The sequence below is a fragment of the Stieleria tagensis genome, assembly GCF_024129865.1.
In the GTDB taxonomy this organism is placed as follows: Bacteria; Planctomycetota; Planctomycetia; order Pirellulales; family Pirellulaceae; genus Stieleria; species Stieleria tagensis.
Genome location: NZ_JAMYFE010000038.1, coordinates 118,273 through 130,354, shown reverse-complemented (window position 1 = coordinate 130,354; position 12,082 = coordinate 118,273). Strand labels below are relative to the sequence as shown.

At 58.0% G+C, this 12,082-nt stretch carries 11 protein-coding genes; 3 read left to right on the top strand and 8 right to left on the bottom strand.

Annotated features, from left to right (window positions below):
• Nucleotides 1–2 precede the first annotated feature (2 nt).
• Nucleotides 3–1,655 carry a hypothetical protein gene (locus NHH03_RS08965; protein ID WP_253155437.1) on the bottom strand — a complete coding sequence of 551 codons (1,653 nt, stop codon included), beginning with the start codon at nucleotides 1,653–1,655 and terminating at the stop codon, nucleotides 3–5.
• A 106-nt stretch (nucleotides 1,656–1,761) separates the two neighbouring features.
• Between NHH03_RS08965 and NHH03_RS08960 the strand changes: the two genes are divergently transcribed.
• The gene (locus NHH03_RS08960; RefSeq protein ID WP_253155436.1) at nucleotides 1,762–2,238 is read left to right on the top strand and encodes a thiol-disulfide oxidoreductase DCC family protein; all 477 of its coding nucleotides are present in this window, start codon (nucleotides 1,762–1,764) and stop codon (nucleotides 2,236–2,238) included.
• A 1-nt stretch (nucleotide 2,239) separates the two neighbouring features.
• Here the strand turns inward: NHH03_RS08960 and NHH03_RS08955 are convergent, their stop codons facing one another.
• The 3 genes from NHH03_RS08955 to NHH03_RS08945 form a co-directional block, all read right to left on the bottom strand.
• Nucleotides 2,240–3,058: a phosphoribosylformylglycinamidine synthase subunit PurQ gene (locus NHH03_RS08955; RefSeq protein WP_253155434.1), complete on the bottom strand. Its 819-nt coding sequence runs from the start codon at nucleotides 3,056–3,058 to the stop codon at nucleotides 2,240–2,242.
• 71 nt (nucleotides 3,059–3,129) lie between these two features.
• Complete coding sequence (locus NHH03_RS08950) at nucleotides 3,130–4,572, bottom strand: hypothetical protein (protein ID WP_253155432.1); 1,443 nt, start codon at nucleotides 4,570–4,572, stop codon at nucleotides 3,130–3,132.
• The gene (locus NHH03_RS08945; RefSeq protein WP_253155430.1) at nucleotides 4,547–5,320 is read right to left on the bottom strand and encodes a hypothetical protein; all 774 of its coding nucleotides are present in this window, start codon (nucleotides 5,318–5,320) and stop codon (nucleotides 4,547–4,549) included. Before NHH03_RS08945 ends, NHH03_RS08950 begins: the two co-directional genes overlap by 26 nt.
• Nucleotides 5,321–5,533: 213 nt before the next feature.
• Between NHH03_RS08945 and NHH03_RS08940 the strand changes: the two genes are divergently transcribed.
• Nucleotides 5,534–6,556, top strand: coding sequence for a hypothetical protein (locus NHH03_RS08940; RefSeq protein ID WP_253155428.1), 1,023 nt, complete (start codon nucleotides 5,534–5,536; stop codon nucleotides 6,554–6,556).
• The gene (locus NHH03_RS08935) at nucleotides 6,553–7,011 is read left to right on the top strand and encodes a PH domain-containing protein (RefSeq protein ID WP_253155427.1); all 459 of its coding nucleotides are present in this window, start codon (nucleotides 6,553–6,555) and stop codon (nucleotides 7,009–7,011) included. Before NHH03_RS08940 ends, NHH03_RS08935 begins: the two co-directional genes overlap by 4 nt.
• Before the next feature lie 177 nt (nucleotides 7,012–7,188).
• Here the strand turns inward: NHH03_RS08935 and NHH03_RS08930 are convergent, their stop codons facing one another.
• The 4 genes from NHH03_RS08930 to NHH03_RS08915 all read right to left on the bottom strand — a co-directional run bounded on the left by NHH03_RS08930 (nucleotide 7,189) and on the right by NHH03_RS08915 (nucleotide 11,969).
• Nucleotides 7,189–8,025 (bottom strand): class I SAM-dependent methyltransferase, encoded by an 837-nt coding sequence (locus tag NHH03_RS08930; protein ID WP_253155425.1) that lies wholly within the window; start codon nucleotides 8,023–8,025, stop codon nucleotides 7,189–7,191.
• Nucleotides 8,022–8,549, bottom strand: a complete 528-nt coding sequence (locus NHH03_RS08925; protein WP_253155423.1) for a methylated-DNA--[protein]-cysteine S-methyltransferase — start codon at nucleotides 8,547–8,549, stop codon at nucleotides 8,022–8,024. The genes NHH03_RS08930 and NHH03_RS08925 overlap by 4 nt, the downstream gene beginning before the upstream one ends.
• Before the next feature lie 78 nt (nucleotides 8,550–8,627).
• Entirely contained in the window at nucleotides 8,628–10,568 is a 1,941-nt protein-coding gene (locus NHH03_RS08920) for a preprotein translocase subunit SecA (RefSeq protein ID WP_253155421.1), read from the bottom strand.
• Between the two features lie 195 nt (nucleotides 10,569–10,763).
• Nucleotides 10,764–11,969: a nucleoside monophosphate kinase gene (locus NHH03_RS08915; protein WP_253155420.1), complete on the bottom strand. Its 1,206-nt coding sequence runs from the start codon at nucleotides 11,967–11,969 to the stop codon at nucleotides 10,764–10,766.
• Nucleotides 11,970–12,082 lie beyond the last annotated feature (113 nt).

The window sequence follows — 12,082 nt, the reverse complement described above, 5'->3', positions numbered from 1 at the left end:
TGCTATTGTCCGGCACGCAGTTTGTTGAAGTAATCCATCGCGTGTTCGCGTTCGGTCCGTGGCAGTTGTTGGTTTTCCAACGGATCCGACTCTTCGGAGAACGAACTCTCGATCGCGCGTTTGACGTCTTCTCGGCTGATGCCTTTGCGGTTCGGTCCATCGGCGAACCCAGAAATCACCGCTTTGCCTTGGCGGACTTTGCCACGCACCTGAGTCTCGTAGGTGTTGGTGTCCCCTTCTTCTTCGGGACGATCGCCCTGCCCCTGGCCTTCGCCCATGCCATCGCCGGGTTTGTCGCCCATACCTTGCCCCATGCCTTGGCATTGTTGGCAACCGTTTCCGCCACAAGACTGGCAGCGCATCTGTTCTTTGGACTGCGACAAATCATTCATCGCCGATTCCAAATCCTTCAGCTCGCTCATCTCCTGTTGCATGTCACCCAACTGGTCCGCCATCGACTGCAGCGCATTGGCGGCCTGTTGTGAATCGCCGCTTTGCATGGCTTGGGCGGCTTGCCCCAATTGGTCAGCCATCTGCTGCATTTGTTGCATCTGCTGTTGCGACTGTTGCTGCATTTGGTTGAGTTGCTGTTGCATCTTGGCGGCGTCTTGCGAGCGGCCTTCACGTTTGGCTTGTTCGATTTTTGCTTTCAGTTGATCCTGTTTTTGCTTTTGAGCATCGACCGATTTTTGCAGTTGATCCTTTAGCTGTTCGACCTGTTTTTTCAGTTGTTCTTTTTCTTTGTCAGTCAGCTTGCCGTCTTTTAGTTTCTCGGCCAGTTTCTTGACCATCTGTTCGGCCTTGCCGAAGTCACCTTTGGCGATCGACTTGGCGACTTCGTCAGCCGGGCCGGCTTGCAGCGACTTCATTTGCGACATGGCTTTGCGCATTTGATCGGAGGACCCGATTTGCTCGCGTCGTTCCTGCAGCACCTTTTTCAAATCGTTCAGTGCGATCATCGCCTCTTTGCGGTCGATGTTCTTTTTCTCGGTGATCTTGTTCAGATCCTGTTCCATTTTTTCGAACAGTTCTTTGGCTTCCTTTAGCCCTTTGGCATCGGCGTTGCGTTTCTGTTGTTCGATTCGTTTTTTCAATTGCAGCGAAGCCCGTTTGACTTGGGCGGCGACCGCCGGATCGACTTCGGAATTGTTGTTGGCGTCGATGTTTGCGGTGGGATCGACCAATAACAGGACGATCACCAACACGGGCACGATCGACAGCGGCAACCAGCCCAATCGGCTGGGTTGAAACTGGAATTTCTCCGCAATCTTCAGTTTGTCGGCGCGACGATCGGCGTCTTCGACCACGGCCAATCCGAAATCCGTTTCGCGATCTCGGGGGGTCATCGACAGCGAACTGCTAAGCCGTTCGTTGAGCCCGAACCGCTTGTCGACCTCCAACGCCACACGCTCGTTGGACGGTGCGGTGGCAAATGCGTACACGATCGAACCCAGCAGCGCGACCACCGTGGTGCCGACAATCCATGCCAAATTCCAACGCTCGGGATCGATCTGCATGGTGCGGATGCCCGGGATCGCACAGGCGACCGTGGACACGATCAGGGCGGCAAACAGCGCGATACAGAAACCACGTCCGAATTTGCCTAGGATCAGACGGCGACGAGCATTGCGAACTTGCGATTCAATTCGGTTCATTGTGGTAGCCTTTGGAGCGGTGCGGCCTATCATTGAAGTATACGGACCGCGGGCAGCGTGTTGGCAGCGCGAATTCCTACCAATCGACCTCTTTTTACGCAATTTGATGGCCAAAACCGCCACTCAGCCGCTTCCACAGCACGATAACGACGGTTTGCCGGATCCTGCCGAGCTGCCGCAGGCGGATGTCGTGATCTACGACGGCGACTGTAATTTCTGCATCGGACAGGTCAAAAACTTGCACCGACTGGATTGTTGTGGCGGGCGATTGTCGTTTTTGTCACTGCACGACCCCCGCGTCGGCGAGCGTTATCCCGACCTGACAAAGCAGCAAATGATGGCCCAAATGTACGTCGTCGACCGCCAGGGACGACGACACGGCGGGGGTGATGCGGTCCGCTATCTCAGCCGTCGACTGCCACTGCTATGGCCGGTCGCCCCGATTTTGCATGTGCCGGGTACCGCCAGGCTGTGGCGCTGGGGATACAACCAAATCGCCAAGCGCCGTTATCGGCTGGCCGGTAAAAAAAGCGACACGACGGTTTGCAAGAACGATTCCTGCGCCGTCCACTTCGGCGACTGAATCACGCGAACCAGTTCACGGCGTTTTGGAACATCGCCAACCCGTCGCCTGCATCGGGCTGCTGTTTGCGGCGGGTCCAACAGGGATGCTGTGTGGCATCAATGTGTCGTTCCGGGTGCGGCATCAATCCGAACACCCGCCCGGTCGCGTCACAAACGCCGGCCACGTTCGCGTCGGCTCCGTTGGGGTTGGCCGGAAACGGCAAAGGAGCGTCATCCACGCCGCTGGATTCATCGCGGGTGTAACGCAAACACAGCCGTCCGGCCGCACGCAATTCGCTGAGCACCGCGGCATCGCGTGCGACAAACTTGCCTTGGGCGTGTGCCATCGGCAGGTACATGTGGTCGATGTCTCGCAGAAAGACACAGTTCGTTTGATCGGTCGCCAGATGCACCCAGCGGTCTTCGAACCGGCCGTGATTGTTCCAGGCCAGGGTGGCGGAATCTTGGTCCCCCGCCGTGTCATCCCCCGCAGCGGCAACCTGCTCGGTCAGTACGCCCAACCGCATCAGCACCTGCATGCCGTTGCAAATCCCCAGCACCAAGCGATCGCCGCCGCCGTGGACAAACGTGTCGACCAAATCGGCCAAGTGTTTTCGCATCCGGGTGGCCAGAATTCGTCCGGCGGCGATGTCGTCGCCATAGCTGAATCCACCCGGCACGCACAGAATCTGGTAGCGATCCTTGAGCGCTGCGTTTTCGATCAACCGATTCACGTGCACACGCTCGGTCGTCGCTCCGGCACGCTCGAATGCATACGCGGTTTCTTCGTCGCAATTGGTGCCAGGTGCACGCAAAACCAAGACTCGAGGTGACGGCATAACGGAAAAACTTGCTCTAGGGCGGACATAGTTGCGGAGGCGAAAAGTTTATGCCCTGCCGGTTCGATTTCCTAGCCGTCCCCCACCAGGACCTTGATCTGCAGCCGCCGGTGTTGGTGATCCCAGCCCACAATGGTGCCTCGACAGTGCCATAAATCCCGGCCGGCCTGCTCGAATTCATCGCCCAAGTCGTGTGGCACGTACAACACCAGCGGCAGCGGTGGATCGCTGTGCCGCGCCCAAACCGCGTAGCCGCCCTTGTACAGGTGCGGGTCTTCATCGCCGCTGTACAGCAATCGCCGCTCCACATAGGTGTCGATTTCAAACGTCATGCCGGTCACCGCGTCGACCAACACGTCAATCTGTTCGGCGTCGCCACGCAACTGCCACAGGTGAGTCGCGGTTTCCGCAAAGGTGATTTCATCGTGCTTCGCCGATGGCGAATCCGCCCCCCCGCCGACCGACACAGCCGGGTCATCGGAATGGCCCCTGACATTATCCGACTCAATCGCGGCGGCGGGTTGAACCGCATCGCGATCCGGATAGACATGCAGCTTCAACGTTTTTGTCCAATCCGGCCAGCGGGGGATGTCGACTCGCAAGCCGATCGTCCAGTTCAAATTGTTATCACTCAGATCAAACGAATAGGGCACATCGCCCGGCAGCTTGAAATCCAACTCAAACTCCTGTCGCTGTCCGGCTTCCAAGCGGGCGCCCTCTTGCAACACATGTTGCTGCTCAAAAAACACGTTGCGATGGGTCGTGCGATTACTGCCACTGCCGCTGACACAAACCTCAGTGCCCTTGAGGTCAGCGGTGATCGCATTGAGTTTAAACGAGCGTCTGGGTTGAAACGAAAACGTTGCACGGACCCGCTGCCCCGGCGCAACATGGGGAGTGATCAATTCCACTTGTACGTCACCCAGCAACCACTTTGGCAACAGGGACCGCGCGGCGATCAATGCGATGATCGGGAACACGACCAGCCCCACGATCAGTGCGACGATGGGATTGGTCAGCAATCCCACCACCATCCCGCCCATTCCTACGACAAAGAAACTGATGACAACCAAGAACACGCCGTAGCCGATGCAACCACCCAGCGCACTGGGAGCCTTTGTTTTTGCCGGATCCGGACCGCTGATCGGCCGCATCAAAAATTCCTGCGATGCCTTGGGATCAAACGCCCAAGGGATCTTGGCCCGCGCATCGACATAGTGATCGACGTTGATAAAATTGCCGTGATAACTGGGCGGCCAATCGCTGACCTCCAATTCGAAGCGATACGATTCGCGTTGCCCGGACAACCATTGTCCAACGAACAACGTCGTCCACGGCGATTTACCTCGGGCGACATTGCCACGTCCATGCGTTCGCCAGTTCGCCTGAATTTCTAAACCCGTGCAATTGACATCCGAGTCAGCCATCACGTGTAGCGTTCCGGTGATCACATCACCGCCGACATAGACGCGATCGGGTTCATCCAGTTCAATCGATAAATCGCATTTCGCCATGTTGATTCACTTGAGCTTGCACGATGTCATACAAAAAGCTTTCGATAGCACGGATATCGGTGCCATGCCGAGCGATCAGTTGCTCGGCAACCTGTATCGAGATCTGGGGGATCGGTTGACGCGGATCGCGCCGCGAGGCTTGCAGGCGGCGGTTCAGGATCTCGGCCAATCGATCGGCCGTCAGTGTCAGCCCAATCCGCTGCGTGGTGACTTGGTATCCGGCCCGCCGCAAGGGTCCGGTCAGGTCATTGTGTGTGGCCAGAATCAGTGTCGCACCGCTGGCAAAAACCTTTCGCCGCACGCGCCACGGCAACCGCTGGGCTTCGTCGATCAACAAGGGCGTGCCTTCGGGAATCGCTGGACACGGTTCGTCCTCCGGCAAATAAACGTAACTGGATCTCGGAAACCGTCTGTGGATCGCCAACATGCGAGTGGTTTTGCCACGGCCGCAATCACCGATCAATTGAAACGCCCGGAAGCGGCAAAACACGGGCTCGCGCGGCACTTCATTGCCTTGCGCGATCCGGTCCGAATCGCAGAGTTCATCATCAACTGTGGCACTGCGTTCGCCAGCGGTCGTCAGCCAAGCCACCAGTGGATCCAGATCAACCACGGCGACTTCGGCTCGCTCCTCACGCGTCAATTCTCCGAACGGATTTCGAAACAGGTTTGCAGTGGGCCAGCGCAGCGGTGGTCTGGCTGATTGACAGTTCAGGTTGGTTGGAAATGTTTTTGCTGGGATCGACATTTTGCTACTATGCCCGGCCGGGGGGGCCGTCCGCAAGATCGACTTGCCGTCGAACAACGACACGCATCGTTACCGGCTAAGATAGTCATTGCCGGGTTGCTTTCTCTGACAGGCTGAGATCGACCGGCAGCTGGGCGCCAATTCTGTTTCTTTCCGATGGCGTCTGTTTGATGACGATGACAGCGTCCATTCATTGCGGAGTGATTGAAGAAAATGAGCGACACGTTTGCTGCTGAGGCACGCCCCGAGCGACTGAACACACCGACTCTGTACCGCCGCAGCGGCAGGGTGTCGCCGACCAGCATCGTGATTGCCGCTCTGCTGCTGATTCCATTGGGGCTGTTGCTTGGCGCGCTGTACTCGGCCGCCGTCGTCTACCTGCCGTTCATCAAACTTCGCGGCATCGTCACGTTTTTCTTTGGTGCGTTGTTGGGCGCCATCGCCGGCAAATTGTGCTACCGGCTGAAGTATCGCAACGGCGTGATGGTGGCGCTGACGACGTTGGGATTCGCCGCAGTCGCCTACTATGCGTCCTGGGCGGTGCACCCGGCGATGGTCGTCGGCCCCGGACAGTTGGGTGACGGATTTGTATCGACGATGCTGTTGGGGTTTGACCCACTGGTGATCATGGCCTGGATGAAGTTGATTTTCACCGAGGGCATTTGGGCGATCGGAAACAACGGGGGTGCCCTGTCGGGTTGGTTCGCAGTGTTGGTCTGGTTGATCGAAGCGGGACTGATTGTTGGTGCCGCGTTGGTCACCGGAATGGGCAGTTTCGGGAACCGTCCGTTTTGTGAAACCTGTCATCGCTGGAATGACGAAACCGAGGAACTGGCCATTTTACCGGTCTCGGTGAACGATCCGGCCTGGCAACAAATCCGCAACGGCCATTTTGATGCCTTGAAAAAATTGCAGATCGCAGCGGACTCCGAGGCTTCCTATGTCGAATTGCGTCTGGCAGACTGTCCTACCTGCGACGAAAGCGACTACCTGTCGGCGATCGGCATCACACTGACGATGGACGACGGTCAGATAAAGAAAATTGAGACGCCCGTTTTCCAGCACCTCAGCGTGTCGCGAGACCAGCGTGAAGAGATCGTTGCCTTTGCCGCCGCGATGGCGGAAGCCGTCGAAGAAATGAACGCTGCCGAGGCAGACGAACAAGTCGAGGCGATGAGCGGTCAAGCGGTTAGTGATTTAGACGACCAAGACATTCCAGACAAACCGACCTCATGAGCGACGACGCCCTGCAACCGGCAGCCATCCGCCATTCTAATGTCCACGTTTATCCCTCCGCCGTCGATTGGTGGGTGGCGTTGCTATTGATGGCTGGTCCGCTGATCTGTGCCGTCCTGACCGGTGTGCTACTGCAACAAGGCCGACCGCAAGACGCCTGGTACTGCCTGCTCGCCGGCGCCAGCACATTGGTCGTCACCGGATTGTTCACGGTCCCCTGCCGCTACACAATCCTGCCGGACTCCCTGACGATTCGCTGCGGCATCCTGTTCACACGCGTCCCGCTGAATCAGATCAAATCGATCGAACCCAGCAGCAGCTGGATCAGCGGGCCGGCGCTGTCGCTGCGACGGGTCAAAATCAGCACCGCCTCGCGATTCTATCTGGTGTCGCCGATCCAGCGAGAACGCTTCATCGCCGAACTCGAAACGGCAGTCCGCACCAACAGGCCATGATGGAAGACGTTTGAAGCCAGCGTTTTCTTAAGCCCAGCGGGCGACACAATGACTGCAACGTTGCGTGAGACCGTGTGCCGCCCTTCCGGGCGAGGAACAAAACCCCTTTATTCCAGCGGCTCACACCCAATGCCATCTACTTTGTAGCGGTACGGCGCCTCTCGACACACAAGCACATCAAACACCACCGGGCAATCGACGCAGCACATACTCGTTGCAACCCCAACCGTTGCCGACGGTCGTCAGATTGACCAGCGACAGTCCCTGCGCGGCCAACGGCACCAAGATGGTTTCCGGTTTGGCGACTTCAAACGGCAATCCACCAATCCAGTCGACCCAGTCGTGCCAAGCCGACATGCCACGGTCGCGTTTCTTTTGTCGCCAATCGGAAAACGGCAACGGGTTCTTGCCTCGCAGCAGTCGGGCCACTGCAAATTTCAATTCATACCAGGACGCCACCGCAACGACCCAAACCGGGCGCAGCGGCCCGGGTAACCGATGGTAGATCCGTTTGATCGTCAACCACCGTCGACTGCCACCGCCCTGATCATTGTAGATTGCGATCGCCAGCACCCCCTGCTGATCGACTCGATCGACAGCCAGTTCGATCGCGCGCCGCATGTCGCCGGTGTGATGCAACACGCCCCAACTGTAGACGACATCGAACCGCCCCAACGATTCCATCAACTGCGAATCCAACACCGATCCGTGACGGATCTGCCAACGATTTTGGCCGTCGCCATAGCGATCGCGCAGGACTTCGGTACAAGCCACGCATTCGGGGTCAAAATCGATCGACAAAACGTCGGCGCCCAAGCGATAGGCCGCCAGCGAAAACAGGCCACTGCCGCTGCCGAGATCCAAAAATGTCTTGCCGCGCAGGGGCCGATCCAGAGCGCGGTCCAACTTCAGCAGTGACGTCAATGAGGCGTCGGCCTGGGCGATGCGATCTTCATCGAGTGTTTGCAGAAAGGAGCGCCAGTTGTCACCAAACGCAAACCGCGGCTCGCTCATCGGGCTTCCAAATCCAGCAGGTACTGCTTGGTTTGCAAGCCGCCGGGCGCACTGAATCCGCGTAGCGCCCCGCCACTGCTGAGCACGCGGTGACAGGGGATCACCAACAGCACGCGATTGCGTGCCATGGCCGCGCCCACTGCTCGGCTAGCGGACGGACTTCCAGCCCGACTGCCCAGTTGTTTGTACGTCAACGTGCTGCCGGACGGGATCTGACGGCAAGCGTGATAGATCTTGGATGTGAACGGCGTCCAACCCCGGGTGTCGAGCCGCAACGACTGAAAATCTGCCGTCCCGGACTGGAAATACTCCTGCAATAAATCCTCCAACCGGTCATCGCCGACATCGTCCGCCATCGCACCGGCTGGCACGTCTGTCGGCATGTCTGTCGGTGGCTCCGCAAACGCGACGGAATCAAAGGACAACGAATACAGCCCGGCGTCGGTCCAAACCGAAACCATGCTGCCCAGTGGTGTCGAGTGCGTCATCCGGCGCACCGTTGACGGGTTGTTGGTGATCATCATGGCGACGGGTTGATGTGATGAAATGGAAAGCGGTGCACAACAAACGGCGGCCCCGGTTATACACCAAAGCGGTCTCAGCTAGGCGCGGCGGGCGAGCGTCGACTGCAGCGATTCGATCCAATCGTCGTGGGCGACCAACTGCCGCCGCTGCTGCTGCGCCGACGATTCGGCTTGCGATTGAACCCGCCGTAGCGGCGCGGAAAAATCCTGATCACACTCGCCAGTGGGTCCCGCAGCAGCGCGGATCCGAGCGGCCAGGTCCGGGGCCCGGGTGCGAATCAATTCGTCCTCGGCCGCGACATAGATTTGGCAACTGCCGGGTTCGCCCTGCCGCGCGGCGCGCCCGACCAACTGACGATCGACTCGCCGGCAAGCACTCAACTGGGTGGCCACGACGTGTAACCCGCCGGCCGCGATTGCGTCGTCGTCGGGCTGGATGTCCGTCCCCCGACCAGCCATGTTGGTCGCCACCGTCACCGCTCCGCTTGTGCCAGCCAATGAAACGATGTCCGCCTCCGACTGGTCCTGCAACCCATTCAAAACCACATGCGCGACCGCATGTTGTTTCAGTCGCTCACTCATCTGCACGCTTTCTTCGATCGTGCTCGCCCCGATCAAGACCGGTTGCCCCCGTCGGTGGCGAATCAGTGTGTCAGTGACGATCGCACTCAGTTTGTTCGCTTGGCTGTCAAAACAGCGCAGCGGCAGCGATTGCCTGGCATTGGGTTTGTGGGTTGGAATCCGGACCACCGGCAGTCGATAGAACTCGCGCAGTTCGGCTTGGCTGTCCGCCGCAGTCCCGGTTAGTCCTGCGACCGTGTCATAGAAACCGATGTAGCGTTGGCGAGTGATCCGAGCCTGGGTTTCATTTTCATCGCTCAGTGAAACCTGTTCCTTGGTTTCCACGGCCTGGTGCAATCCACCGCTCCATTTCCGTTGGTCATGGATCCGCCCGGTTTGCTGATCGACGATCAAGACCCGGTCGTCGTGAACCACATAATCCCGTTCACGATGCAGCACGAATTCGCTGCGAAGTGCGTTTTCGATCAATTGCTTCCAAGACCGTGCGAGCTGTCCCGCAGGTCGGTCGGCATACATCGATTGAATTCGCTGCCGACCGGTGGCTGTCAAACCGATGATTCGTTTCACGTCGTCATGCACGTAGTCCGCTGCCGCGGTCAACTGCAGCGCGACAGACCGTGCAAATGCGTATAACGCCGGCGATGTGACGCGTTGACATTTCTCACCACACAAAATCAACGGCGTTCCCGCTTGATCGATCAACACGCTGTCGGCTTCGTCGATGATCGCAAACGCCGGTTCACGCTGCATCACGGTCACGTGTTGGGAATCGTCACCCTGAAGCCGTCGCAGCAATCGGTCACCGAGTCGTTGTTGGTGGGCGTTACGCAGTGCCAATTGGTCACGCAAGAAATCGAATCCGAATTCATAGCCGGGGCCGTAGGTGATGTCGGCCGCATAGGCCTGAACTTTTGCGGCCGGTGCGGCGGCGGATTGCAGAATGCCGACCGACAAACCCAGTTTTTGGTAGACCGGCGCCAGATAATCATGATCACGCTGTGACAGGTATTCGTTAGTGGTCGCAACATGAACACCGCGAGCGGACCAAGCAAACAGCACGGCTGGTAGGGCTGCCGTAATGGTCTTGCCCTCGCCCGTTTCGATCTCGGCAATTGTTCCGGCGGCCAATGCGAAACCGCCGGCCAACTGCACGTCGTAGTAATCGATGCCATGGGTTCGTCGCAGCGCTTCTGCGGTCAGCGCAAACGACTCGACGACCTGTGGAATCGCCCGCAGCGGACTGTCCGCAATGATTCGGGCGCGCAGTGCAGCAGCCAGTTCCCGCAAACCACCGTCGCTGGTGGGCCCGAGTTCGGCCCAGCGGCGGCGAACATTGGCGATCCAGGTCTGCGTGGTGGGCGTGATCGATTGCACACCCCGACAGGGACGGCCGCCCAGCGAGCGGTAGGATGCGATTGTGGCACGTGATGGAAACATCGGTGTCCGCTGGAAAAGCGACGGTCGAAAACGGCCCTGGTCGTTTGATCGACTCGCCCGGCAACGCAACTTCAACAGGTTCCCGCGGTACCACATCGGCCCCCACGAGTTCTCAGCCAGCCGCCTGTGACAACCGATCCAGAACGCTCAACTTATCAACCGTTCATCACGGGGCAGACCACTTCGCCAACGTGTTTAACCGCGACGAATCTCACTGCCTTTGAAATAGATGGCGATGCGATAGACCTTTTGTTGGCGGCAGATGATATCGCCGGTGGTCAAGTCCACACGTTTGGGGATCGCCCGTCGGCGCAAATCAATCACCGCGTGGTAGCCGCGTTCGGAAAACACATCGATCAACATCTGTAGCGCCAAAGGATTTTCCAACAATTCGTCTTCGCTGCTAACCGTTGCACGTCCGGAGATCGCGTGTCGCAAGATGATCGGGACCAATTTTGATTCGATCAAATGCACCACACGATGAAACAAATCGCTGTGTTGGAATTCATACTCGTCCAACCGCCGCACCAGGTCTCGGCGGGCATGCATCACGATTTGGTTGGCTAGCGGGATGTCACCGATCGCATGAAAGGTGCGCGGATCCAATTCAAGCGAACTTTGGTACTCCAGTTCGTTCAGGATATTGTCCTGGACGACCAACAAATCGGCTTGCGCGTTAATAAAGTGGAAGTGGAAAATCTGCTTCAGCGAAACCAACGCGTCATACGTTTTCTCCTTGAACACGCGGTAGCGGTTACGGGCCAACGATTCGTTGAAGTCCGTTGCGCGTTCTTCCCAGGGATCTCCGATACCGCTCCGCGAAACCTCTTCATTGTGCGCGATGATTTTGCGACCGCGCGAGAGTTGTCGTTTGACGCTTTCGGTTTCGTCGACGAACAGCACCATGATGTGGAACACCGGCGGCTTCATCTGCACCAGATGTGGATTGTCGATCAGCTCGCGACGGAGCGCCTTCATGCGATCGTACAACATCTTCAAACATTCCACCTGGACCTTGGTCCGTGGAAACCCGTCCAAGATCGCGCCGTTTTGAAATTCCGGTTCCAGCAGTTTGTGGAACACCAACGAAACGACTTCGCGGTCACCGACCATGCCACCCTGTGACTTGATCAGTTGTGCTTCCGGCGTGCTCAACAATTCGCTGACGACGATCGGATTGGCCGTGATGTCGCGGACCTTGCGAATGAAATCTGTGTTCGTGCCTTTCCCGGCACCCGGGGCACCACCCAGCAGGATCAATTCGGTCGGAAATCGCAAATTCAGTTTGCCGACTTCCTGTTCCAATTGTTTCCAAACGGAATTGAAAATCAGCTGGGCGTCTTTGACTTCCAGATCGTCGGGCGGATTCGATTGGGATTCGGGTTCAGGAGCTAGCGACACGGTGACAGCATGGGGATAGGTGCAAGTTGATCAAAAGCGACAGTGCCAATACGCAGGCCGTGCCCTCATTGAGCTGTACCCTAAGTTACCAGGGAAGCGAGCGTTATTCAGTA